We start from the raw sequence: 25,460 nt of genomic DNA, 5'->3' as shown, positions 1-25,460 counted from the left end.
CCGCCACCGCCGACCGGCTCACCCGTTGATCCGCCCCGCCCCGCCCGGCGCGTCGCCCTCGACATCACCACCATGTCCGGACGTAGGCTCGCCAACAGGCCTATATGACAAGGGTGTTGGTCCAAGGGGGAAATTCGTGGCAGTGGCGCGGACTTCGGCCGTACGGCCCGTTGCGGAGTTGCTCGTCGAGAACTCCCGGCGGCAGGGCGGGAAGACCGCCTTCGCCGACGACCGGCGGGCGGTGAGCTGGGCCGAGCTGGAAGGCAGGACCGGCCGGTTGGCGGCCGGACTCGGTGTCAGCCGCACGGCACGGGTGGCGTTCTGCCTGGACAACAGCGTGGAGCTGGTCGAGGGCCTGCTCGCCACGGTACGGGCCGGCGCGGTGGGCGCGCCGCTGAGTGCGCGCGCCACGGATGCCGAACTCGCCCAGTTGCTGGCCGACTGCGATCCGGCCGTGCTGGTCACCGACCGGCGCCACCTGCCGCGGCTCGCCCGGCTCACCGCCGGCCGGCCGGTCCGGCTGCTGGTCACCGGCGAGGGTCCGCCGCCGGACGGGGCCACCGCCTGGGAATCCCTGGTCGCGGAGTCGTCGTCCGCTCCCCCCGACGACCTCGGCCTGGACGAGCCGGCCTGGCTGCTCTACACCTCAGGCACCTCAGGGGCCGGCCGGGCCGCGGTCTCCAGCCAGCGCTCCGCGCTCTGGTCCTCGGCCGCCTGCTACCTCCCCCGGCTCGGCCTGTCGGCCACGGACCGCGTCCTGTGGCCGCTGCCCCTCTCGCACACCTACGCCCACTCGCTCTGCGTCCTGGGCACCACCATGGCCGGGGCGACCGCCCGGATCACCGAGGCCCCCGAACCGGCCGCGCTGGTACGGCTGGTCGAGGAGTACGCGCCGACCGTCCTGGCCGGGGTGCCCCTCACCTACCGGCAGTTGCTGGACGCCGGGCTGGGTTCCGTGCCGTCGCTGCGGCTGTGCGTCACGGCCGGCGCGCCCAGCGACCCGGAACTGCGGGAGGAGGCCGAGGCACGGTTCGGCGCCCCGCTGCTGGACGGTTACGGCTCCACGGAGACCTGCGGAAAGATCGCCATGGAGGGGCCTGACGGACCGAGGACACGGGGCGGCAGCGGGACACCGCTGCCCGGTATGGAGGTACGGATCGTCGCGCCGGAGGACAACACCGGTGGCGGTGGCGGTGGGGACGGCAGCGGTGCCGGCGGTGGCGACAGCGCTGGCGGTAGCGGTAGCGGTAGCGGTAGCGACAGCCCTCCCGGTGGCGGGGTCGACAGCGGTGCCGATAGCGACAGGAGTCGCGACAGCGGTGCCGGTAGCGACGGCAGTGTCGACAGCGGTGGCGACGGCGAGATCTGGGTGCGTGGTCCCGGGGTGATGCTCGGCTACCACAACCGGCCCGAGGAGACCGCCGCCGCCCTGCGTGACGGCTGGTACCGCACGGGTGACCTGGGCCGGCTCGACGGGGACGGCCGTCTGACCGTCACCGGGCGGGCGAACGACCGTATCGTGCGCGGCGGCGAGAACGTCGACCCGGCCGAGGTGGAGCGCGTCCTGCGCGATCTGCCCGGCGTACGGGACGCGGCCGTGGTCGCGCGGGCCCATCCGCTGCTCGGTGAGGTTCCGGTGGCCTTCGTGGTGCCGGACCGGCCGGACCTCGACCCCGCGCCGCTGCTGCGCGCCTGCGCGGCGGTGCTCTCCGCACCCAAGGTGCCCGAGGAGGTCCTGCTCATCCCGGCCGTGCCGCGCACCGCCGCCGGCAAACCGCGCCGCGCGCTGCTGCGCCAGGCCCTCGCGGGCAGCTCGGCCGAACCCGGCCTCGCCGAACTGGCCGGCCGGACTCCCGGCGAGCGGCGGGCCGCGCTGACCGACCTGGTGTGCACGGAGACGGCGGCGATCCGGGGGACCCGGGGGGCGGCCGCCGAGCCCGGCACCGCCTTCGCCGACCTCGGCCTGACCTCACTGGACGCCATGACCCTGTGGCACCGGCTGGGTACCCGCACCGGGCTGCGGCTGCCGGCGACGCTGGTCTGGGACCACCCGAACCCGGCCGCGGTCGCCGCCTACCTGGACACCCGGCTGCACGGCACCGCCGGGCCCGCACCCGGGCCGGTGAAGCCCCGGCGCGCCCCGGAGCCGGTGGCGGTCGTGGCGGTCGGCTGCCGTTACCCGGGTGGGGTGAGTTCACCCGAGGATCTCTGGCGGCTGGTGGCCGAAGGGGTCGACGCCACCGCCGAGTTCCCCACCGACCGCGGCTGGGACCTGGCCTCGCTCCACCATCCCGACCCCGACCGGCACGGGACGACGTACACCCGCCGCGGCGGATTCCTGGACGGTGTGGCGGACTTCGACCCGCTGTTCTTCGGCATGTCGCCCCGCGAGGCGCTGGCCACCGACCCCCAGCAGCGGCTGCTCCTGGAGGTCGCCTGGGAGACCTTCGAGCGCGCGGGCATCCCGGCGCCGGAGCTGCGCGGGACCGACACCGGAGTGTTCGTCGGACTGATGCACGCAGGCGGGTACGCCACCGGGCTGTCGCCGCACGAACTGGAGTCCCACTTCGCCGTCGGCTCGTCGGCGAGTGTGGCGTCCGGCCGTATCTCCTACGTCCTGGGGCTGCGCGGCCCGGCGCTGACGCTGGACACGGCCTGCTCGTCGTCGCTGGTCGCGCTGGACCTGGCGGCCGGGTCACTGCGGTCCGGGGGGTGTTCGCTGGCGCTGGCCGGCGGGGTGACCGTGCTGTCCAACCCGGAGCCGTTCGTCGCGTTCAGCCGGCTGCGCGGGCTGTCGCCGGACGGCCGCTGCCGGTCGTTCGCGGCGGGCGCGGACGGCACCGCCTGGGCCGAGGGCGCCGGACTGGTGCTCCTTGAGCGGCTGTCCGACGCCCGGCGCAACGGCCATCCGGTGCTGGCCGTGCTGCGCGGCTCCGCCGTCAACTCGGACGGCGCGTCGAACGGACTGACCGCGCCCAACGGCGAGGCCCAGCGGGAGCTGATCCGGCTGGCGCTGGCGGACGCCGGGCTGGGGCCGGCCGACGTCGACGCGGTCGAGGGGCACGGCACGGGAACCGCGCTCGGTGACCCCGTCGAGGCGGGCGCCCTGCTGGCGGCCTACGGACAGCACCGTGACCGGTCCGACCCGCTGTGGCTGGGGTCGGTGAAGTCGAACCTCGGACACACCCAGGCCGCGGCGGGGGTGGCGGGCCTGATCAAGATGATCGAGGCGATGCGCCACGACGAGCTGCCCGCCTCGCTGTACGCGGACCGGCCGTCGCCGCACGTCGACTGGTCCGCGGGCGCGGTCCGGCTGCTCGACCGGGCCCGGCCCTGGCCGCCCCGCGACCGCCCGCGCCGCGCCGCGATCTCGTCCTTCGGCATCGGCGGCACGAACGCCCACGTGATCATCGAGGAACCGGCACCAGCGGACAAGACCGACTCGACCGCGCCCACACCATGGCGGCGGCTCCCGGACACCCGCCGGCTCGTGGGCGGCGGCACCGACCTGGCCGGGCGGCCACCGAGCCCCACCACCACACCGACGACCACGTCAACCGCCGTGCCGGACAGCACCTGGACCGTGCCGGGGCTGCCGGTCATCCCCTGGCTCGTGGGCGGTGGCGACGAGGCGGGGCTGCGTGCGCATGCCGCCGTGCTGGCCGGTGTGCTGGCCGATGCAGAGGACCGGGCCGGTGCCCTGGACGCCGCGTACTCGCTGGCCACGGGCCGGGCGCCGTTGACCCACCGGGCGGCCGTCCTGGCGAAGGATGCCGAGGGCCTGCGCGCGGGTCTGCGCGACCTGGCGGCCGGCGTCGACGGCCCCGCCCTGCTGCAGGGCGTCGCGATCCCGCGTCCGGCCGACATCGACAGCCCCACCCTGCTGCGGGACGTCGCGCACCCGCGTCCGGCCGACATCGACAGCCCCACCCTGCTGCGGGACGTCGCGCACCCGCGTCCGGCCGACATCGACAGCCCCACCCTGCTGCAGGACGCCACCCACCCGCGTCCCGCCGACATCGACAGCCCCACCCTGCTGCAGGACGCCACCCACCCACGTCCGGCCCGCATCGACAGCCCCACCCTGCTGCGGGGCGTCGCGCGCCCGCGTCCGAAGGTGGCGCTCCTGTGCCCCGGCCAGGGCACCCAGCGCCCGGGGATGGGCCGTGAGCTGCGGGCGGCCTTCCCCGCCTTCGACGCCGCCTTCACGGCTCTGTGCGAGGAGTTCACCCCCTGGCTCGACCGCCCCCTGCTGGAGGCGCTCGACGAACCGGGGCTGCTCGACCGTACCGACTACGCGCAACCCGCCCTCTTCGCCTACGCGGTGGCCCTGCACGCGCTGCTCGCCGGCTTCGGGGTGGGCCCGGACCGGCTGGCCGGGCATTCGATCGGTGAGCTGGCCGCCGCCCATCTGGCCGGGGTGTTCTCCCGTGCCGACGCGGTACGACTGGTCGCCGCGCGCGGCCGGTTGATGGCGGCCCTGCCCTCCGGCGGCGCGATGATCGCCGTCCGGGCGCCCCTGGCCGAGGTGACGCGCCTGCTCGACGGGACGCCCGGCGGAGCCGTCGCGGTCGCCGCGGTCAACGGGCCGGAGGCGGTCGTGCTCTCCGGGCCCGAGGACGCGGTGACGGCACTGGCGAGCGCCCTCGCGAGGCCGTACCGCCGGCTGCGGGTGAGCCATGCCTTCCACTCCCCGCTGCTGGACCCGATGCTGGGCGAGTACCGTGCGGTTGCCGAGTCGGTCGTGTACCACCGGCCGTCGCTGCCGGTGGTGTCCACGCTGACCGGTCGTACCGAGTCGGACGCGCTCACCACCGCCGACCACTGGGTACGCCAGGCGCGTGAGACGGTCCGGTTCGCCGCCGCGGTGGACGGGCTCGCGCAGGCGGGTGTCACGGCCTTCGTCGAGGCCGGCCCGGCCCCCTCGCTCGGCGTGGCGGCCGAGGAGTGCCTCGGGCCGGACGCCGGTGCGGTGTTCGCGTCGTGCGGGGACGCGAGCGCGACGGTCGAGGCGCTCGCCGCGCTGCATGTGCACGGAGTGCCGGTGGACTGGCGGTCGGTGTACGCGGACACCGGTGCCCGTCGGCGTCCGCTGCCCACCTACCCCTTCCAACGGCAGCGTTACTGGCTGAACGCCGCCCCGCGCCGGGGCCGCTCCGGCCACCCGCTGCTGGGCGAGCCGCTGCCCGATGCCGACGGCCCCGGCGTCCGGCACACCGCCGTGCTGTCGCTCGCCCGTCATCCCTGGCTGGCCGACCATGTGATCGGCGAGCGGGTGGTGGTGCCCGCGACCGTCTTCGCCGAACTCGCCGCCCGGGCGGGCGGCTCCCCCGGCCCCGTCCGGCTGGCCGAACTCGCCCTCCACGAACCGCTCGTACTCTCCCCTGAGCAGGGTGCGCAGGTGCAGGTGGTGGCCGGGAAACCGGACGAGACGGGCGGGCGTCCGGTCACCGTCTGGGCGCGCCCTGACCAGGCGCCGGGGCCGTGGACCCGGCACGCCACCGCGACGAGCGTGCCGGCCGGGGCACCGCCCGGCGGCACGCCAGGACCGTGGCCGCCGGCGGACGCGCGGCCGCTCACCGTCGACTACGGACGTCTCGCCGCCCACGGACATGGTTACGGACCCGCCTTCCGCGGGGTGACCGCGCTGTGGAGCCGCGGCGACGAGGTCTTCGCCGAGCTGGCGCTGCCGCCCGGGGAAGCGGCGACCGCGGGTTCCTACACTCTGCACCCGGCCCTGTTCGACGCGGCGCTGCACGCCGCGCTGCTGGCCGAGGGCCCGGGTGAGCCGAGGGCGCCGTTCTCCTGTTCCGGTGTGACGGTGTACGCGCCCGGTGCCTCCGCAGCGCGGGCGGTCGTACGGCGGCTCGGCCCGGACGAGTTCCGCGTCACCCTCGCCGACGGGACCGGGTTGCCTCTCGCCGCCGTGGAGTCGGTGGTCACCCGGGCGATCCCGACCCGGCCGCCTGCGCGGACCTACCGCCTCGGCTGGCGGCCCGTGCCGCCGGACGGTGCGGGGAGCACGGAGCACGAGGTGCTGGACGTGGCACGGCTGGCCGCCGCCCTGCCCGCGGACGCCACTGTTCCCGACCGGGTGCGCGGGCTGCTCACCGCGGTGCTGGGGCGGGTACGGGACTGGACCGCCGACGTCCGGCCGGGCCGTCTGCTGGTGCTCACCCGCAACGCCACCGGCGTCGACCCCGACCTCGCCGAGGCGGCCGTCGCCGGACTCGTACGCAGCGCCCGGTCCGAGCATCCCGGCCGGATCGTCCTGGTCGACCGGCGGGGTGCCGCGGTCACGGCGGCGGTGCTGGAGGCGGCGCTGCGGTCCGGCGAGCCGGAACTGGCCGTGCGCGACGGTGTCGTCCTCGCGCCCCGGCTGGCCCTCGCCGACCAGCCGGCCGTCGAGACGGCCGAACCGGATCCCGAGGGGACCGTGCTCGTGACCGGAGGTACCGGAGCGCTGGGAGCGAGCCTGGCCCGGTATCTGGTCGCCGAACGTGGGGTTCGCCATCTGCTGCTGGTCAATCGCAGCGGAAAGGTGCCGGACTGGGCTGGCGAACTGGCCGCCGAGGTGCGGGTGGTGGCGTGCGAGGTGAGCGACCGCGCTGCCGTGGACGCCCTGGTCGCGTCCTGCCGGCCGGCGCTCACCGCGGTCTTCCACCTGGCCGGGGTGGTGGACGACGGCGTGGTGGACACCATGACGCCGGAGCGGCTCGCGGCCGTCCTCGCCCCGAAGGTGGCCGGCGCCTGGCATCTGCACGAGGCGACCCGGGGGCTCGGTCTGTCCGCCTTCGTGCTCTACTCCTCCGCCGCCGGTGTACTCGGCCGGCGGGGACAGTCCAACTACGCCGCCGCGAACGGGTTCCTGGACGCGCTGGCCCGGCACCGGACGGCCTACGGCCTGCCCGCGCGGTCGCTGGCCTGGGGACCATGGGCCACGGACGACGCGGCGGGGATGGCGGGCCGGGTCGCGCCCGACCGCCTCCGTGAAGGCGGCGTCCTGCCGGTCGGCGAGTCGGAAGGCCTGGCCCTGCTCGACGCGGCGCTGCGGATTCCGGAACCGGTGCTGGTGCCGGTGCCGCTGGATCTCCGGGCCGCCGCCGGCCCGGACGGGGCACCCGTACTGGCCGACCTGGTGCCGCGCACCCCGGCCACGGCCGTGGCCCCGCCCCCCGAAGCCCCCGGGCAGGCACCCGGTGCCTGGCGCGAGCGGCTGGCCGCCGCGCCGTCGCCCGAACGGCTGTCCCTGTTGGCCGAGTTGATCCGCGCCGAGATCGCCGCGGCCCTGGGCTTCGCGCACCCTTCGGCCCTCCCCGTCGACCGCGGCTTCACGGAGCTCGGTTTCGACTCCCTGTCCGCGGTGCAGATCCGCAACAGGCTCGGCGCGTTCACACAGGTACGGCTGTCCCCGACCGTCGTACTGGAGCACCCCACGCTGCCCGAGCTGACCGCACACGTCCTCGCGGCGCTGGACGACGGGGAGGCGCCGCCGGAAACAGAACCGGGGCATGCGGCCGACCCGCGCGGGGGGAGGCCCTGATGGCCGCGGGCGCCGCGCTCTCCACCGATGTCGTCGACGGGCTGGACGACTCCCTGCTGCTCGCCGGGGGCGGGTACGCGCGGGTGCTGGAGGACCGGCGGCCCCGGCCGTCGCCGGTTCCGGCCCTGTTGCTGCGCGGCCGGCCCACCGCCGAGATGCCGCGCGGCGCACCCGACGGGGACTGGCACTGGCCGCTGCCGCACGACGGCGTGGACGTCCCCGGCGACCACTTCTCGTTGCGCCACCAGGACGCCGACGGCACGGCCGCGGCGATCCGCGCCTGGCTGCCCCGCTGACCGCGCAGGACCACCACGAGGAGAGACCCCGGACGACTTCGGACCACGACCCGATCGTCGGCGGCGGCCCGCCGGACGCCCCGGCCGTGCCCCGCCGTTCACCCAGGGCCGGCCCGGGGTCACCGAGGACGTCTGTGCCGGCTCCCGGTGTCTAGGGTGTGAGCCATGGACGCCAGTACAACACCCCTTGCTCCGGCCGCCGTTGACCCGGCGGAGCTGCTCGCCGACCCGTACGCCGTGTACGCCCGGCTCCGGGAGGCCGGTCCCGTGCACCGCTTTGCCGGAACCGACGGGCTGCCGGCCTGGCTGGTGACACGGTACGAGGACGTCCGGCAGGCCCTCGCCGACCCGCGGCTCTCGCTCGACAGGGCCCACGCGAAACCCGGCGGCTACCGGGGGCTCGCGCTGCCGCCCGCCCTCGACGCCAACCTGCTGAACATGGATCCGCCGGACCACACCCGGGTACGGCGTCTGGTGTCCCAGGCCTTCACCCCGCGCCGCATCGCCCTGCTGCGCGAACCCGTCCGGCGGACCGCCGACGCGCTGCTCGACGCCCTCGAACCGCTCGGCCGTACCGACCTGATCGCCGGCTACGCCGCGCCGCTGCCCATCGCCGTGATCTGCGAACTGCTCGGCGTGGCGGAGGAGGACCGGCCGGACTTCCGGTCCTGGACCGACGCGCTCGTCGTCCCGGACCCCACCCGGCCCGAGCGGGCGATTGAGGCGGTGCAGGCGCTCCTCGCCTTCTTCGCCCGGCTGCTCGCCCGCAAGCGTGCCGAGCCCGCCGACGACCTGCTCTCCGCGATGATCGCCGTACGGGACGAGGAAGACCGGCTCAGCGAGGACGAGTTGATGTCCCTGACCTTCCTCGTCCTCTTCGCCGGGTACGAGAACACCGTCCACCTGATCGGCAACGCCACCCTCGCCCTGCTCCTCAACCCCTCCCAACTGGGCGCCCTGCGCGAGGATCCGGCGCGGATCGGCGCGGCCGTCGAGGAACTGGCCCGCTACGACGGACCCGCCCCGCTCGCCATCCGCCGCTTCCCCACCGAGGACGTCACCATCGGCGGGGTCACGGTCCCGGCGGGCGAGACCGTGCTGCTGTCCCTGGCGGCGGCCCATCGCGACCCGCGCCGCTTCCCCGAGCCGGACCGGCTCGACATCGGCCGCGACGCCACCGGCCATCTCGCCCTCGGTCACGGCATCCACTACTGCCTCGGCGCACCGCTCGCCCGCCTGGAGGCCGAGGTCGCCCTGGCCGCGCTGCTGGAACGCCTGCCCGGGCTCGAACTCGACGTCCCCGCCGACGCGTTGCGCTGGCGCCCCTCGATGCGCACCCGCGGCCTGCTCGGCCTACCCGTGCGGTACTGAGCGGTTCCGGCGGGAGAAGGGGCGCACCTCAGGGAAGCGGTCCGGCAGGGCTTCGCCGGTACGGCCGCGCAGTCGGCGGTCGAAGAAGCCGGCGAGGCAGGCCCGTTCGGCGGCGATCGCGCGGGCCGGGGCGATGGTGCCGATGTTCTGGACGACCGTCTCGCGGGGCAGGCCGAGCTGACGGGCGATCTGCGGGATCATCGCCTCCGCGTCGGTGTACGTCGCGTGTTCGGCGCCGCGCAGGGTCAGGCCTTCGCCCCAACCCCGGCTGTGCCGCCACAGGGCGTTCCAGGAGGGCACCGTGCTCAGGTCGTTGCCGTCCTTGCCCACCAGCAGGAACGGGCGGTCGAGGCCCTCGGCGGCGACAGCCGAGAGGTAGCCGGAGTCGCTGTCCTCCTGGACGTACGCGAGGACGCCGTCCAAGTCGGCCGCCGCGGCGATACGCCGGTCGTCGTGCATCGCCTGCAACGCGGTGAAGCCGCCGGCCGAGTGGCCGAACATGCCGAGACGTTCCCAGTCCGCGATGCCGCGCACTCCCCCGGGCAGCGCACCGGGCAGGGCGTCGAGGAGGAAGCGGGTGTCGGCCACCCGTACGGCCATCGTCTTCCTGAGCAGCGCCCTGATGCGCGCCGGGTCCGGGTACGCCTTGTCGAACTCGGCGGGCAGCACGGTGCGTTCGACCCGGCCGCCGGGAAACTGGACGGCCGAGGCGTCGTAGGTGTGGTCGAGTGTCACCACGACGTAGCCCCGGGAGGCGAGGTCGTCGCAGAGGGTGGTGCCGAGGGAGCGTGGGTCGCCGGCGCCGGGCGAGTAGCAGACGACCGGGTACGGCCCCCGGTCCCGGTCGGCCGGGGCGCCCCGGTACGCGTGGGTGCGGGTGGCCGCCCAGTCGACCTTGTCGCCGGGCACGTGGGTGAGGTTGTTGACGGCGGCGAAGCCGGCGGCCTCCCCCGGCAGCATCTGCGGCGCCCTGGAGTGTCCGCCGACGGCCCGCGCCGGGTAGCGGACACCGATCATCAGCTCCCGGTACGGCCGGGCCGTCATCCAGGGATCGGCACGTGAGGTGTCGACGAGGCGCAGGGAGACCGTGCCCACCGGGTGCGGTCCGCCGGGCGCGGGCAGTTGCAGCCGTACCGGCACGGTCTTGCGTGGCGTCGCCGCCAACGCCGTGCCCGTGGTGACGGCGGACAGGGTGGTGGCGGCGACGGCCGACAGGACAGCGGCGCGGCGAGTGAGCACGGCAGGCCTCCTTGGCTGCGGGTGTTCGGTGGCTCCTCTCAGCTTTGTGGACCGGACCGGCCGGGACCATCCGGCCTGCCGGTCGCCGCACCGGGGGGCTGGCCGTACCCCGGGCCGGGGGCGCATGGCCGGTCCGGCGCCGGGACGGCGGTGTCGGGAAGGCGGTCAGGAAGCGGTGAGGCGCAGGTAGTCGAGGTTGAAGCCGCCGGTCTCGCAGTAGACGGTGACCGTCTGTTCCCCGGCCCGGAGGGCGACGGGTACGTGCACCGACTGGTAGCTCGCCCAGCCGCCCGTGGCCGGCACGGACGCGGTCGCCAGGGTCGTGCCGCTGTCGTCGCGCAGGGACACGGCGTTCGCCGCGGTGGCGGCCGTGCCGTTGGCGACGCGCAGTTCGAGATCGTACGTGCCGGTCTCCGGCACGTCGACGCGGTAGGTCAGCCAGTTGCCGGCGGCGGTCCAGCCCACGTTCCTGCCGCCGCTGGCGGCCGGGTTGCTCTCGATGAAGTTGCTGCCGTCGGCGGCCCAGCCGTGCTGGTCCGTGTACCCCTCGGCCTCGATCCTCTCCCCCACGGGTGCCGCGTGCGGGCGGACGGTCAGGTGGAGGGTCACCTGGTCGTGGGCCCGGCCGTCGGTGGCGTAGAAGGTCAGGTCCTGCTCGCCGGTGGCCGTCGGACGGATGGTGACCAGGCCGGTCGCCGGGTCGAGGGTGACGCCGTCGGGCAGTTCGGTGGCGTAGTAGGAGAGCCGGTCGCCGTCCCGGTCGGTGGCCTTCAACCGCACCTGTGTGGTGCCGTACTGGTCGGCGACGACGTCGGCGGCCGGCGCGAGGACCGGGGCGTGGTTGCGGGAGCCCGTGGCGGCCCTGCCGTGCCACCGGTAGGTGGCGAAGGAGCCCGCCGGTACCGTCACGACGAACGTCTGGTCGCCGACGACCACCCTGACCCTGCGGTCGGATCCGGCGCCGTTGCCGAGGACGGCCACGTAGCCGCCGTCGCGGGTCCGGTAGACGACGTTGCTGACGCCGTCCGCGGCGGCGCTGGACTCGAGGCGTACGTCACCGGGTGACAGGTACTTCGCGAACTGCCCCAGTTGGTAGAGCTCGTCGCGGACCGTGAACTCCTTGGTGCCGGTGTTCACCGTGACCAGCCGGTCGGGCCACTTGGTGGTGGCGGCGACCTCGTCCCAGTCGATGTTGTTGTCCCGCGACGGCGTCCAGTGCAGGGTGCCGCCGTCCTGGTCGGTGGTCTGGGCCCACAGGATGTAGGAACCGGCGTCGAGGCGGAAGTCGTCGAGGACGGTCGAGGGCGACAGGTCGCTGGTCTCCGTGAGCTGGACCGGCTTCCCGGTCTGCTCGTAGGCGTCGCGCATGACGGTCGGGTCGCCCCAGTAGGGGTGGAAGGCGATGGCGTCCGCCGCCTTGCGGACCTGGGCGCCGGTCACCGAGCCGTCCGGGGCGTCCTCGAAGATGCGGTAGTAGTTCTTCGTCGCCGTGCTGTTGGGGTCGTGCCAGTCCCAGAAGTTGAAGTCATGTACATACAGCTGGGTGCCCAGGTGGGCGGCACGGACCTCACGCTTGATCGCCAGCGCCAGCTTCTGCTGCTGCGCGACGCTGATGTCCATGGCCGGGTAGACGACGTCCATGCCCGGCTCGTTCAGCAGGGTCAGCGCGTCCACGCCGATGCCCTGCCGGGCGTACGCCTGGACGTACTTGACGTAGTACCGGGCGAACACCTCGATGCAGTCGTCCCGCAACTTGCCGACCTGGTAGTAGTCCGTGCTGCTCCCGGGCTTGAGGGCGACCTCGCCGAGGAACCGGTTGTTCGTCTTCATCCAGGCCGGCGCGCTCCACGCCGACGCGAAGAACGTGGCGTGGGGGTTGTAGCGCTGGATGAGTTTGATGGTGTCGATGATGTGCAGGTCGAGGTCCCGCTGGATGGAGAAGTGCTTCAGGCCGAAGTCCTCGGCGACTCCGGCGGGCAGGTCGTCCTCCGACCAGAACGGCAGGTGCTCGATGAGATCGGGGCTGCCGATCGTCAGCCGGAACCGGTCGAGTCCCGCGCCGTGCTCGGGGTCGACAAGGAGCCGGATGGCTTTGGCACGTTCGCCGGGGGTGAGCTTCCACAGGTTGGACACGCTCGTCTCGTCCAAGGAGAAGCCGATGCCGGTGTACTGCTGCCGGAGGGCGCTGGGGTCGGCGACCACGGTGGCGTCGACGGGGCCGTGGGTGTCCGTGCCCGTCCTGACGATCGGCAGAGGGCGCCAGGTCTGGGCGCCGCCGGTGGAGTAGGTGCCGGTCACGACCTGGCCGTGCCCGGTGCGCCCGCTCGCGGGCCGGTCGGCCTGCGCGGTCGGGCCCGCGCCGATGAGTGGCAGTGTCATTGCCGCCACGGCCGCGATCGTGGTGAGCGTACGTCTCACAGCTGCTCCTGGGCTCTGGTGGGTCGGGGGTGTTGCCGTGCCGAACCGGAGGCGCCTGACCGCTGCGTCACCAACGGCCTACTGGGAACGCCGACTTGAGATCCAAGCAATGTCCCCGATGTTAAGTCAAGGCGTGAAGAAAGGGTTTCGCGGTGGGGGGTGCCGGCGCCCGGCCGGTGTGACGGGTACGGCCGGGCGCCGACGGCCCGTCAGGTCAGGGCCGGTGACGTGCCGGGCCGGACCAGATGCCGGGCGAAGAAGCGGACCGCGCTGTCGGCCTCGAACCTGGGCAGTTCCTTGTGGCGGCCGGTGTTGGCGTGCAACGTCTTCTCCTTCGAGGCGAAGGCGTCGAACAGCGCGAGTCCGGCCGCACGCGGAATGTGCTCGTCGTCCCACTGGAGCGCGAACTCGACGGGCACGGTGATCCGCCGGGCCGGCTCGGCGAGGGCATCGGGCCAGTGCAGGCCGAAGACCGCGGCGGTGATCCTGGGCTCGACGGCCGTCAACGGCACCCCGATCGCGGTGCCCATGTTCAGGCCGTAGTAGCCGACCGGTCCCCCGGCGCCGATCTCCGGAAGCTCCTGGAGGGCGTCGAGGGTCGCCCGCCACTCCGGTACGGCGCGGGCCGCCAGGTGGGCGTTGTAGCGGACGACGACGGGGCCCTCCGGCTCGCCCGCCTCCCTCGCCCGGTACAGCTCGGCGATCTCCCGTTCGTCGTGCGCGGTGCGCGGCCGGTCACCGTGGCCGGGCGAGTCGATGCAGGCGACGTGGAAGCCGCAGCCGGTCACCAGGAGGCGGGCCCGGCCCGTCATCGCCGGCCACTTCTTGTGGGTGCCGCCGCCGTGGCCCATCAGCACCAGGGGCGCGCGATCGGGACCGGACTCGGGGACGGACTCGGGACCGGGGCCGGCTTCGGTCCCGGGGACGGACTCGGGCGACCAGAGCACGCCGGGGATCTCGCCCAGGATGAAGTCACGTTCGACGACGCCTTCCGACGTCGTCCGGGCGGTGAAACGCAGGGACTGCATGAGTTGTTGCCTTTCGGGATGGCCTTCTCCTACAGGCGCTCCCGGCGACACCTACGTCAATCGCCCGACCGTGACGGGAGAGGGAGCACCCACTCTGCTACAGCGTTCACGGGTCTCACCTCCTCGCACGACATCACGGTGCCCCGGACGTTACGCACCCGAGCCCGGCGCGTCCAACGCGTTTTCGGCCCGTACGACGACGTCCGCGCGTCCGACGCGGCGCCGCGCCCACGCCGGCTGCCGTGGTCGTCATGCCGGTGGCCGCGCCCGGGTCCGTAGGGGGAACGGTCAGGCGCCCAGGCGGTTGATGTCCTTGCTGTACAGCACCCGGTTCTCGGTCACGCCGGGGCGGGTCAGCGCCAGCATGGCGCGGGCGAGGTGTCCGGTGGTCGTCGTGTGGGCGGGCAGAAGCCGGTGCAGCAGCGGGTAGAGCCAGGACGTGAGGGAGTACATGACACGGTAGGAGCGGGTCCGGGAGACCTCTCCGTGGCGGGGCTGGATATAGCCGGGACGGAGCATGTACGCGTTCATCGGCATCGCCAGGAGGGCGTTCTCGGTGCGCCCCTTCACCCGCGCCCACATGGTGCGGCCCTGTTCGGTGCTGTCGGTGCCCTCGCCGGAGACGTAGGTGAAGGTCGGTCCGGGACCGGCGGCGACCAGCGCACGGGCGGCCGCGAGGGTGAAGTCGTGGGTGACGCGGGTGTACTCGGCCTCGCTCATGCCCGCGGAGGAGACACCGAGGCAGTAGAAGCAGGCGTCCAGGCCGGTCAGCCGGTCGCCGATGGCGGACAGGTCGGTGAAGTCGTCGTGGATGACTTCGGTCAGCTTGGGGTGCGTGACGCCGAGCGGGCGGCGACCCACCACGAGGACGCTGCCGACCGAGGGGTCGAGGAGGCAGGCGCGCAGGACGCCCTGTCCGACCATGCCGGACGCGCCGAAGACGACGACGTTCACAAAGGTCTCCCTCACTGGAAGGCGGTGTCCGGCACCGTACCGGACCTCCGCCGGGCGGGGGCGGTGCCGGTCCGGTCGTCGAGGGCACTGCCCCCTGTCCGCGGCCGTTGCGCGGTCACATCCGCGATGATTTTATACATCTGTCAAACAGATAGCCGCAAGAAGGTACTGGAGGAGCCCCTCATGGCCGCCCACACCTCCGTCTCACCACGGGAAGCCGCCGACCGGCTTGCCATCCGTGAGCTGATCGACGCCTACGCCCACTGCGCGGACCGGCGGGACGCCAAGGGCCAGATGAGCCTGTTCACCGAGGACACGCGTTTCCTGGTGTTCATGGACGCCACGGCGGCGGAGCCGACGCAGGAGCTGCACGGCCGCGCCTCCCTCGCCCCGGTGTTCGACAACCTCAACTCGTATCGGACGACGACCCACTTCAACGGGCAGAGCACCGTCTCCCTGGACGGCGACCGCGCCACCGGCGAGAGCTACTGCCTGGCCCACCATCTCTCGGTCGGGGACGACGGCGGGCGCACGCTGATGATCGCGTCGATTCGCTATCTCGACGAGTTCACCAGGCAGGACGGCGAGTGGCTGTTCGCCGAGCGCCGTCTGATGGTCGACTGGACGGAGACGCGCCCCTCGGCCCCGTGACCTTCGGGCGTCGCGGAGAAGGGTGCGCGCGGTGGGACCGGGTACCCGGCGGCCACGGGAGAGCGAGTCGGACACCGACCGCCCCCGGTGACGAGCCGTTTCCGACGAGGAGGAACAGATGAGCACGGTCAAGAAAGCCGTGGACGTCGCCGTGCCGGTCCACACGGCCTACAACCAGTGGACCCAGTTCGAGGACTTCCCGAACTTCATGGAGGGCGTCGAGGAGGTCAGGCAGCTCGACGACCGGCACAACCACTGGACCACGAGGATCGGCGGGGTGCGGCGCGAGTTCGACACCGAGATCGTCGACCAGCTGCCGGACGACCGGATCACCTGGCGGGCGATCGAGGGTGACATCCGGCAGCGGGGATCCGTCCGGTTCGAGCCGCTGGACGAGACGCACACCCGGGTCGAGCTCACGATGGACGTCGAGCCCAGCGGCATGGCCGAGAAGGGTGCCGACGCACTCGGCCTGATCGACCGCCGCGTCAACGGCGACCTCAACCGCTTCAAGGACTACATCGAGCAGCACGGAGGCGAGACCGGCGCCTGGCGCGGTCGCATCCGCCCCGGCGATCCCGGCTCGGCCTACTGACCGCACCCCCGAAGGCTCCGGGGAAGAACCCGAGAGCGGTCGTACGGCTCCGGCTGCGGACCCATTTGGGCCCGCAGCCGGAGCCGTCGCTTCACGCCGCCGCCGCGCTGCGCAAGGAGCCGCTGCGGCCGGACTACCAGCGAGGGCGGGCCTGGTTCTCGCTGGACCTGGTGGGGGCGTTGCCGAGCTGGTACGGGGAGAGACGGTCACCGTCGCTCCCGGCCCGCGGCACCTCGTTCGGCTCGCGCATCTCACGCTCCTCGCGCACCGGTCCCGTGCGGGGCGGAGTGGGGTGTTCGGAGCGCCGGGGCGGCGCGGACTCCCGCCGCCGCACCCCGATGCCGAGGCGGACGGCCCCCACCAGCGCGGCCACGACGAGCAGACCGCAGACGACGATCACGATCATCCCCACCGCCGAGCCGGCGGCGGCCAGTTGTTCATGAGTCCTGTACATCCGCCCCGGGTACCCCCCGCGGCACGGCGGACACCCGCGAGGCGGCGGACGGCGGCCGGGACGGCATGCGCGGGCCACCCATGGCACCGCTCTGAAGCGGCCGGCACCGGAGCGTCCGGGACCCGCGTGGGGTCCGCCTGTCGAAGACCCCGCCTCCCCCGCCCTCTCCTCATCCGGGCGGCACACCGTGCACAACCCGGCGGACAGGGGGTACTCGGCAACGGACTTCAGTCGGACCGCTCGAGGTGGTGGACACCGTGCCCAGGCCAGGAGGGACCGACGGCAGCGCGCTCGTCGTCGACGGGATCACCACCTCCGGCCACGAGGACATCGAGTCGCCGCTGCCCGTCCGGGCCTCGCCGGGCGCCGGGCCGTACGGCATCCGCGCCGACCGTAGCGCGCCCATCACCTCAGGAAGGGTTTTCCACCATGTCGACGAAGGTCTCGGACTACATCCTCCAGCGGCTGCGCGAGTGGGACGTGGAGCATGTCTTCGCCTACCCGGGTGACGGCATCAACGGTCTGCTCGCGGCCTGGGGACGGGCCGACAACAAGCCCACGTTCATCCAGTCCCGCCACGAGGAGATGTCCGCGTTCGAGGCCGTCGGCTACGCCAAGTTCTCCGGCCGGGTCGGGGTCTGCGCCGCGACCTCGGGACCCGGCGCCATCCATCTCCTCAACGGCCTGTACGACGCCAAGCTCGACCATGTACCGGTGGTCGCGATCGTCGGGCAGACCAACCGCAGCGCCATGGGCGGCTCCTACCAGCAGGAGGTCGACCTGCTGAGCCTGTACAAGGACGTCGCCTCCGACTTCTGCGAGATGGTCACCGTCCCCGAGCAGCTCCCGAACGTGCTCGACCGGGCGATGCGCACCGCCGTGGCCCGCCGGTCGGTGACCGCCGTGATCATCCCGGCCGACGTCCAGGAGCTGGACTACGCGCCGCCCGGGCACGCCTTCAAGATGGTGCCCTCCAGCCTCGGCATGCCGCACTACGCCCCGGTGCCGGACGACGACGACCTCCAGCGGGCCGCCGACGTCCTCAACTCCGGCGGCAAGGCGGCGATTCTGATCGGGCAGGGTGCGCGGGGTGCCCGGGCGGAGGTGCAGGAGGTCGCCGACCGGCTGGGCGGCGGCATCGCCAAGGCGCTGCTGGGCAAGGACGCCCTCGACGACGACCTGCCGTACGTCACCGGGGCGATCGGGCTGCTCGGCACCCGGCCGTCGTACGAGCTGATGCGGGAGTGCGACACCCTGCTCGTCATCGGCTCGTCCTTCCCCTACACCCAGTTCCTGCCGGAGTTCGGCAAGGCGCGCGCCGTGCAGATCGACATCGATCCGCACATGGTCGGGCTGCGCTACCCCTTCGAGGTCAACCTGGTCGGCGACGCCGCCCGGACGCTGCGCCGGCTGCTGCCGCTGCTGGAGCAGATGGAGGACCCCTCCTGGCGGCAGAAGATCGAGAACAACGTCAAGGACTGGTGGGAGGTGATGGAGCGGCGGGCCGCCGTCGACGCCGATCCGATCAACCCGGAGTACGTCACCCACGCCCTGAACGGGCTGCTCCCGGACGACGTGATCCTCTCCGCCGACTCGGGGTCGGCCGCCAACTGGTACGCCCGGCATCTGAGACTGCGGGGCGGGATGCGCGGTTCGCTGTCGGGGACGCTGGCCACCATGGGGCCGGGGGTGCCGTACGCCATCGGCGCCAAGTTCGCGCACGGGGACCGGCCGGCGATCGCCCTGGTCGGCGACGGGGCGATGCAGATGAACGGCATGGCCGAGCTCATCACCATCGCCAAGTACTGGCGGGACTGGGCGGATCCGCGGCTGATCGTGGCCGTCTTCAACAACCGGGACCTGAACCAGGTGACCTGGGAGATGCGCGCGATGGAGGGCGCCCCGCAGTTCCTGCCCTCGCAGTCCCTCCCGGACGTCGCGTACGCCGACTTCGCCCGCTCCCTCGGCCTGGACGGCATCCGGATCGAGCAGCCCGACGGGGTGACGGGCGCCTGGGAGGCCGCGCTCGCCGCCGACCGGCCGTGCGTCCTCGACTTCGTGACCGACCCGGCCGTACCCCCGATCCCGCCGCACGCCACCCTCGACCAGATCGAGGCCGCGGCCGCCGCCGTCCTCAAGGGCGACAGCGACCGGGCGGCGATGGTCCGCCAGGGCTTCAAGGCCAAGATGCAGGAGTTCCTGCCGCACCACCGTGAAGCGGGGCGGCGATGACGGACCCCGGCCTGTTGCCCGGGGAGCCGTCGGCATCCGCCGGCTCCCCGGGCAACAGGGGGTAGGGGCGGCAGCCACCGACGGGGGCCACGCCGAGGCTCACAGCGGGTCGGTCCAGCGGCCGTCCGAGCGGGTCAGCGCGAACGCGTCGAGCGTGCTGCCCGCGAGGAGCACGGTGGCGAGCAGCAGCGGCAGGGCGGGGGTGCCGTCGCGGACGGCGAAGGCGCCGATCAGGGCCCCGGCGAACATCGCCAGCACCGAGAGGGCACGCCGGCCGGTCCTGCCTCCGCCGCCCCCGGCGGCCTTGCTGTCCGAGGCCATGCCGGTGATGGTCAGGGTCAGGACGGTCGTGGTGAGGTCGGGTACGGCGAGCGCGCGGGCGGTCGCGTTCTGGACGCCCATGGCGAGACCGAGGAGTGCGATCAGCGAGTACCGGGTCCCGGCGGTGTCCAGGGGGGCGCCGTACCGGGCGACGGCGTAGGCCGCCAGGAACAGGACCGTCTCCACGACGAGCGCCAGGCGCAGCACGCGGCCGCGGTGCGCGCGGGCCCGGTGCGCGATCCGGCCGCCCACCAGGGCGCCCGCGCCGAAGGCGGCCAGCGCGGCCAGCGAGGCGGCCAGCGAGAACCCTGCGGCGCCCGCTATCGCGAAGCCGGAGAAGACCACGTTGCCGGTCATGTTGGCGACGAAGACATGGCCGAGCACCAGGTAGCTGAAGGCGTCCACGAGGCCGGTCACCACGGTGAGGGCGAGCATCAGCGGGGGCAGGGGGCCATGGCGGTCCGCCGGGTCGGGCAGCACGGTCGCCCGTGCCTCACGGAATACGGGCTGGACTGCATCCTTGATCGACATGACGGTCCCTTCGGGACTGGAGCGAAACCGCACCTCGCGGGGTGCGTCCTCTCCAGCCTCCGGCCACCCCGGTCCCACTGTCCAACATATGGATCCGGGTGCAGCGATCGGTCATACCGATCGATCGCCGTGCTGTTCGAGGACTTCGAGAAACGCCTCGGCGGCCGGAGCCAGCCGGGTGCCGTCGTACGCCACACAGATGTGGTGCACGGCCTCGTCGTCCCTCAGACGCAGCATCCGCGCGCCCCGGGGCAGCTCGTCGGCGGCGTCGAGGCCGAGCACGGAACCGGGGCCGACGACGGTGGACCGGGGTACGACGGTGACGCCCACCCCGCGTGCGGCCAGCCGGATCATGTCGTGGATCTGGCCCACCTCGAAGTGCTGCCCCGCCTCCGCTCCCGCGCGGGCGAAGGCCGCCTCGACCTGGCGGCGCAGGCCGCTGCCCCGCGTGAACTGGATCAGCGGGTGGCTGTCGGGCAGCTCGGCCAGGTCGATGGCCTCCCGGTCCGCGAGAGCGTGCTCGCGCGGTACGACGGCGACCAGCGGGGCGCTGCCCAGCGTCCGGTGGTCCAGCCCCTCCGGCACCTGCCGGGCGGCGAGTCCGACCACCCCGACATCGAGGGTGCCGGCGAGCACCGCGGCGGCCATCCGGGAGCTGGGATCGTTGGAGACGCGCAGGTCGACGCCGGGATAGCGGGCGCGGTAGTCGGCCAGCACCTCCACCATGTCGAAGGGCACCGCCATCGTCTGCACCAGGCCCAGCCGGAGCCGGCCCCGGCGCAGACCCGCCAGCGCGTCGAGGGCGGCCTGGGCGTTGTCGACGTCGGCGAGGATGCGCCGGGCCCGCGGCTCCAGCAGCTCACCTGCGGCGGTCAGCCGTACCGAGCGGCTCGTGCGGCTGAACAGCGGGGCACCGACGTCCTTCTCCAGCCGGGCGATCTGCTGGCTCAGCGCCGACTGCGCCACATAACAACGCGCGGCGGCCTGGGTGAAGTTGTGGGTCTCGGCGACCGCCAGGAAGTACCTGAGATGGCGCAGCTCCATGGACATCAATCTCCCCCACCGATCGATCGAGGTCAATTCATGCGCCAGGCCGATGCCCGCATCGAGGCCACGGCCACCGTGCGGGAGACGGCGACCTGAACGCGCGCCGGCGGCAGCACCGGACGCGGTGGCCGAAGATCGTTGCGCGTACGCTCGAGCACATGGTTCAGCATCGATTGATCGACGTGAACGGAATCCGGCTGCACATCGCCGAGGAGGGTTCCGGCCCGCTGGTCGTGCTGCTGCACGGCTTCCCCGAATCGTGGCACTCGTGGCAGCACCAGTTCGGCCCGCTGGCCGCGGCCGGCTTCCATGTGGTCGCCCCCGACCAGCGGGGCTACGGCAGCAGCGACCACCCCGAGGATGTCGACGCGTACAGCATCTTCCACCTGGTCGGCGATGTCGTCGGGCTGATCCGGGAGTTGGGCGAGGAGAAGGCGTTCGTCGTCGGGCACGACTGGGGCGCGCCGGTGGCCTGGCACACCGCGCTGTTCCGCCCGGACCTGGTGCGCGGGGTGGCCGGGCTGAGCGTGCCGCCGCCGTTCCGGGGGACGAGGCCGCCGCTGCAGGCCATGGACGAGGTGTTCGGGGGCCGCTTCTACTGGAACTACTTCGACCGGCCGGGTGTCGCCGACGCCGAGTTCGCCCGCGACACCCGTACCACGCTGCGGAAGTTCTTCTTCTCGGCCTCCGGCGAAAGCGGTTCGGCCGGGCAGCCCCTGGTCGACCCCGAGCGCGGCTGGCTCGCCGACATGCCGGATCCCGAGCGGCTGCCCGAGTGGTTCACCGAGGAGGACCTGGACGCCCTCACCGAGAGCTTCTCCCAGGGCTTCACCGGTGCCCTCAACTGGTACCGCAACCTCGATCGCAACTGGGAACTGACCGCTCCCTGGCAGGGGGCCCGCGTCACCCCGCCCGCGCTGTACGTCTACGGCGACCGTGACGTGGTCCCGGCGTTCCCCGGTACGCCCGAACTCATCGAGCGGCTTCCCGTCCTGATGCCCAACCTGGTGCGCGAGCCCCTCAAGCTGGCCGGCTGCGGCCACTGGACCCAGCAGGAGCGCCCGGACGAGGTGAACGCGGCACTGGTCGAGTTCCTCGAGTCCCTTTCCTGAGTGCTCCTCCGCGGTCGGGCTCCGCGGCCCGCGCCTGCCTCTACGATCTTCTCGTGAGCGCGTGGAACAAGAGCCTGACCGCGGCCGGGATCCGGGATGCGGAGCTGCGACAGGACTACAGCACCCAACGGCGTACGGTCCGGCGGTATCGCCGGAGCGCCTATCTGGCCTGCCGGATGCTGCTGCCACCCGCGGTGCAGCCCCATGTGGTGGCCGCGACGGCCGTGATGCACCACGGGGACGACCTGCTGGACAGCGGTCCCGAGGCGGGGCGCGCGCAGGCGTGGGCCGACTGGGAGCGGCGGGTGCGTGCGGGGCTGGAGACGGGGACCAGTGCCGATCCCCTGGTCCGCACCCTTCTGCACACGGTCGCCGCGCACCCCCGGCACCGGGCGGTCGTGGAGGCCTATCTGGGCACCGCCTCCGCCGAGTTGGAGTTCACCGGCTTCGAGACCGAGGCCGACTACCAGGACTACCTCGACGCCTACTCGATGCCGGCCTTCCTGCTGATAGGCGCGCTGCTGGGCCCCGAGACCGATCCCGGCGGACGGTTCCTGGCCGGCTGCCGCAGGCTGATCGACGGCAGCCAGCGGCTGGACTTCGTCAACGACCTCGCCGAGGACCTGCGGGAGGGCCGGCCGGGCATCCCCGCGCAGACCCTGAAGCGTTTCTCGGTCACGGCGGAGGACCTCGCGGCGGGCCAGGCCTCGCCCGGTCTGCGTTCACTCGTGGCACACGAGGTCGAGACCGCCCGGGCGGACCTGCGGTCGGCCCGGGCGCTGCTCGAACTGATCCCGGCCGCGCACCGCCCCCTGGTGGGCACTCTGATCGAGATCGAACTGCTCACCGCCGAGGCCGTGCTCGCGCCCGGCACGGACGTGTTGCGCGGCTCGGCGTCGCCGTCCACGGCGGGCACCCTCAGGCTGGTGCTCGGTGCCCGCCGCCGGGCGGCGCGTGCTCAGCGGTAGCAGCCGGTGACGCCGGGATGTCAGGGGCAGGCGATCCCGGCGAAGCCGCCGTCGGCGACGACTCCGACGCTCAGGACGTCACCACCGCGCAGCACCTGACTCTCCTGGACCAGGCCTTCGGCGCCGTCCCGGATCGTCTGCACCAGCCACCGTCCACGGCCGATGCTCAGGGGGACCGTGGCGGTGCGGGCGTACACCCCGCCCAGGATCGCGTCGTACCACCGGAGCATGGACTGCGCCTCGGAGTTCATGAAGTCGATCTTGACGCCCTTGACGCTTACGGCAGTCCCCAGGCCGCGCCCGGTTCGCTGACGGCGGCCGGTGCGATGACGAGGTCCGGGCGGGAGCCGGAGTGCACGAGCACCTCGCGGCCGCGGGGCAGGTCGATGGCGAGGGTGCCGTCGCCGAGGTCGTGGGTGCGGGCCGGGGTGCCGTCGTCGAGCAGGACGGTGAGCGGGCCGGTCAGGCCGTGCCGGAGCTTGAGGGGCTCGCCTGCCAGGCTGCGGATCCGGATGAAGCGGGTCTGTCCCGCCTCGCGGACGGCGCTGACCAGGAAGGCGCCCTGGGTGCGGAAGTTGTGCAGGGTGAGGTCGGCCCAGGCGGTCGGTACGGCGGGGAAGACGCGGACGATCCCGCCCCAGCTCTGGCAGAACATGTCGTGCAGGGACTGCGAGGCGGACAGCGGGGTCTCGATGACCGGACCGGCCTCGGTGTAGTGGGTGTTGGCCCGGCAGGGGTAGCGGGTCGTGGGGTCGAAGAACTTCCGCAGGTAGCCGATGGCGGTGTCGCCGTCGCCGGTCATCGCGTACATGGAGGCGGCCCCGGTGTAGCTGTAGCCCCGGTGGGCGCCGGTCAGCGCGTGCCAGCGGACCACGGACCTCGTGATCAGGTCGCGGTTCTCCGGCTGGTCCCAGTTGACCAGGTACAGCGGGTACACCATCAGCAGGTGCGAGTAGTGCCGGTGGGACTGGGCGTACGGGGTGTCGGCGCCGATCATGAAGCCGTTGTCGTCGACCGGGTACGGGGTGAGCCGGGCCAGCACCTCCTGCCAGCGGGGCTTCGACTCGTCGTCGATGCCGAGCAGTTCGGCGGAGTCGAGGAGGGTCCGGCAGCCCCAGCGGATCAGGGCCAGGTCGTAGTTGGTGTCCTGCGGCGGGACGACCGGGTACTCGGGTGAGAGCGTGCTGGGCAGGTGCAGCCTGCCGTCGCTGCCCGGGGTGAGGAAGTGCAGGTAGTAGTTGACGGCGCGGCGCAGCACCGGGTAGATGGTGTCCCGGAGCAGGGACGTGTCCATGGAGTGCCGGTAGGACAGCCAGACGTTGTGCAGGGCCCAGGTGAGGTCGCCGGTCTCGGCGCCCGTGCTGGGCCGGCCCACCTCGCGGACGGCGAACATGTCGGAGCTGCGGCCGATGCCGGAGCTGTCCGAGCCGTAGGCGGCGGGCACGTTGGCGGCGAGCTGTTCCTGGTTCTGGCGCAGGGTGGTGGCGAGGGCGTCCAGTTCCGGGTGGTTGAAGGCGTGGATCAGCCAGTATTCGAGCTGGACGTTGAGGTTCCACCAGACCGCCGGCCAGGGTGTGGGCTCCAGCCAGGGGCCCGGGGTGGCCATGACCGGCCCGTCCGCGCGGCTGGCGCAGGCCACCTTGTAGAGCTGGATCCAGTGGAAGCTCTGCAGCCGCTGGTCGGGGAACGACACGAAGCTCTTCCGGTAGAAGGCGTGCCACCAGCGGGTGTGCCGTCGTCGGAGGGTGCCGTAGGACATCGCGCGGCGCAGGTTGCGGCGGGAGTCGGCCTCGGCCGCGGTGTCCGAGGGGAAGCTGTGGCCGACGCTCAGCAGGAGCTCGTCGCCGGTACGGCGGTAGGAGGTGGCCGTCTGGCCGCCGCCGGTGAGAGGTTGGAGGACCTGTTCGGTGCCGTCGGCCGACGTCCGTTCGGTCCAGGGCGGGTTGGCGGTGTACCCGGCGGGCGGTGACTCCTGGATCTGCCGGGGGCTGACGGCCTCCTCGGGGTGGAAGGTCCAGGTGACCTGTTCGCCGCCGTCGGCCGTGGCGCGGACGGCGAGCACCTCGTCGTGGATGAGAACGGCGAGGGTGAGGGTGCCGGCGGTGGTGGTGACGGTGCCGGTGAGTTCGGCGTTCCACAGGCTCAGCCGCCAGTCGACGGCGGTGACGGTGCCGGCCGGTTCGAGCGTGAGGTGCCCGACCGGGAGGCGGGCGGTGCCCCAGCCGCTGCCGAACTCGGGCCGGTGGTCCTGGACCCGGCCGTGCTGGACGGTGAAGCGGATCCGGTTGGCACCCGGCTCCTGGTAGATCATGCTGCCGAGCAGCCCGTCGCCGAGGAACGGCCCCTCGTACCAGAGGGCGGGCAGTCTGCTCCACAGCAGGTCCTGGCCGCGCAGGAACCGGTCCCAGGCGCGGTCGGTGGTCATGGTGTCGCGGAGTTTCCAGGGGTGTCCGTGGCCGGCCGCCGCCGCTGGGGGCTGCTGTCCGGCATGGGCGGTTCCGGGCAGGGCCGCGGCCGCCGCGCCGCCGAGGGCGGTGCCGAGTACGGCTCTGCGGGGCACCGGTGAACGTTGCTCCGGCTGCGAGGTCATCGTCGTCCTCCAGACCTGATGGATCCTCGATACATCGGGTGTATCGCGGAACCTAGCAGCGCGCGAGAAGCTGTCAACCGCCTCAACAGGTCAAGCCCGTCCCCCACTCT

General features: G+C 73.2%; 16 protein-coding genes and 1 pseudogene. 8 read left to right on the top strand and 9 right to left on the bottom strand.

Translation table 11 applies throughout. The features are described 5' to 3' along the window. Positions 1-142: 142 nt before the first annotated feature. The 3 genes from ACWDGI_RS09940 to ACWDGI_RS09930 all read left to right on the top strand — a co-directional run bounded on the left by ACWDGI_RS09940 (position 143) and on the right by ACWDGI_RS09930 (position 9,210). Positions 143-7,543, top strand: coding sequence for an SDR family NAD(P)-dependent oxidoreductase (locus ACWDGI_RS09940; RefSeq protein ID WP_450757478.1), 7,401 nt, complete (start codon positions 143-145; stop codon positions 7,541-7,543). Continuing rightward, a complete protein-coding gene (locus ACWDGI_RS09935; protein WP_450757188.1) occupies positions 7,543-7,839 on the top strand; it encodes a hypothetical protein in 297 nt (98 codons plus the stop codon). The genes ACWDGI_RS09940 and ACWDGI_RS09935 overlap by 1 nt, the downstream gene beginning before the upstream one ends. Positions 7,840-8,004: 165 nt before the next feature. Next, entirely contained in the window at positions 8,005-9,210 is a 1,206-nt protein-coding gene (locus ACWDGI_RS09930) for a cytochrome P450 family protein (RefSeq protein ID WP_450757186.1), read from the top strand. Here the strand turns inward: ACWDGI_RS09930 and ACWDGI_RS09925 are convergent. The 4 genes from ACWDGI_RS09925 to ACWDGI_RS09910 form a co-directional block, all read right to left on the bottom strand. Then, a complete protein-coding gene (locus ACWDGI_RS09925) occupies positions 9,193-10,449 on the bottom strand; it encodes an alpha/beta hydrolase family protein (protein ID WP_450757184.1) in 1,257 nt (418 codons plus the stop codon). The genes ACWDGI_RS09930 and ACWDGI_RS09925 overlap by 18 nt on opposite strands. A 165-nt stretch (positions 10,450-10,614) precedes the next feature. Next, entirely contained in the window at positions 10,615-12,867 is a 2,253-nt protein-coding gene (locus ACWDGI_RS09920) for a carbohydrate-binding protein (RefSeq protein WP_450757182.1), read from the bottom strand. 209 nt (positions 12,868-13,076) lie between these two features. Next, positions 13,077-13,895 carry an alpha/beta hydrolase gene (locus tag ACWDGI_RS09915; RefSeq protein WP_450757180.1) on the bottom strand — a complete coding sequence of 273 codons (819 nt, stop codon included), beginning with the start codon at positions 13,893-13,895 and terminating at the stop codon, positions 13,077-13,079. Positions 13,896-14,183: 288 nt separating this feature from the next. Further along, positions 14,184-14,849: an epimerase gene (locus tag ACWDGI_RS09910; protein ID WP_450757178.1), complete on the bottom strand. Its 666-nt coding sequence runs from the start codon at positions 14,847-14,849 to the stop codon at positions 14,184-14,186. 183 nt (positions 14,850-15,032) lie between these two features. Here ACWDGI_RS09910 and ACWDGI_RS09905 point away from each other — a divergent pair, with 183 nt between their 5' ends. Both ACWDGI_RS09905 and ACWDGI_RS09900 read left to right on the top strand, forming a co-directional pair. After that, positions 15,033-15,500, top strand: coding sequence for a nuclear transport factor 2 family protein (locus tag ACWDGI_RS09905; protein ID WP_450757176.1), 468 nt, complete (start codon positions 15,033-15,035; stop codon positions 15,498-15,500). Positions 15,501-15,618: 118 nt separating this feature from the next. Next, positions 15,619-16,095, top strand: a complete 477-nt coding sequence (locus tag ACWDGI_RS09900; RefSeq protein ID WP_450757175.1) for an SRPBCC family protein — start codon at positions 15,619-15,621, stop codon at positions 16,093-16,095. A gap of 133 nt (positions 16,096-16,228) precedes the next feature. Here the strand turns inward: ACWDGI_RS09900 and ACWDGI_RS09895 are convergent, their stop codons facing one another. Next, positions 16,229-16,549, bottom strand: a complete 321-nt coding sequence (locus ACWDGI_RS09895; RefSeq protein WP_450757173.1) for a DUF6479 family protein — start codon at positions 16,547-16,549, stop codon at positions 16,229-16,231. A gap of 429 nt (positions 16,550-16,978) precedes the next feature. Here ACWDGI_RS09895 and ACWDGI_RS09890 point away from each other — a divergent pair, with 429 nt between their 5' ends. Next, entirely contained in the window at positions 16,979-18,781 is a 1,803-nt protein-coding gene (locus tag ACWDGI_RS09890) for a thiamine pyrophosphate-requiring protein (protein WP_450757171.1), read from the top strand. Between the two features lie 99 nt (positions 18,782-18,880). On the opposite strand, the gene ACWDGI_RS09885 is transcribed toward ACWDGI_RS09890, so the two are convergent. Together ACWDGI_RS09885 and ACWDGI_RS09880 are read right to left on the bottom strand one after the other, a co-directional pair. Beyond that, positions 18,881-19,633, bottom strand: coding sequence for a YoaK family protein (locus tag ACWDGI_RS09885; protein WP_450757169.1), 753 nt, complete (start codon positions 19,631-19,633; stop codon positions 18,881-18,883). 111 nt (positions 19,634-19,744) lie between these two features. Next, positions 19,745-20,677 carry a LysR family transcriptional regulator gene (locus ACWDGI_RS09880; protein ID WP_450757167.1) on the bottom strand — a complete coding sequence of 311 codons (933 nt, stop codon included), beginning with the start codon at positions 20,675-20,677 and terminating at the stop codon, positions 19,745-19,747. 161 nt (positions 20,678-20,838) lie between these two features. Between ACWDGI_RS09880 and ACWDGI_RS09875 the strand changes: the two genes are divergently transcribed. Next, a complete protein-coding gene (locus tag ACWDGI_RS09875) occupies positions 20,839-21,792 on the top strand; it encodes an alpha/beta fold hydrolase (protein WP_450757165.1) in 954 nt (317 codons plus the stop codon). Between the two features lie 53 nt (positions 21,793-21,845). Next, positions 21,846-22,760: a phytoene/squalene synthase family protein gene (locus ACWDGI_RS09870; protein WP_450757163.1), complete on the top strand. Its 915-nt coding sequence runs from the start codon at positions 21,846-21,848 to the stop codon at positions 22,758-22,760. Positions 22,761-22,780: 20 nt separating this feature from the next. Here the strand turns inward: ACWDGI_RS09870 and ACWDGI_RS09865 are convergent. Both ACWDGI_RS09865 and ACWDGI_RS09860 read right to left on the bottom strand, forming a co-directional pair. Beyond that, positions 22,781-22,984, bottom strand: a pseudogene (locus tag ACWDGI_RS09865) (glycoside hydrolase family 97 protein); the annotation flags it as partial. Positions 22,985-23,037: 53 nt separating this feature from the next. Next, on the bottom strand, positions 23,038-25,350 hold the full coding sequence (locus ACWDGI_RS09860; protein ID WP_450757161.1) for a glycosyl hydrolase family 95 catalytic domain-containing protein: 2,313 nt from the start codon (positions 25,348-25,350) through the stop codon (positions 23,038-23,040). Positions 25,351-25,460 lie beyond the last annotated feature (110 nt).

The sequence above is a fragment of the Streptomyces sp. NPDC001220 genome (assembly GCF_053597895.1).
Note: the sequence above shows the minus strand (reverse complement) of the source record. Positions and strands in the feature narration are given on the sequence as shown.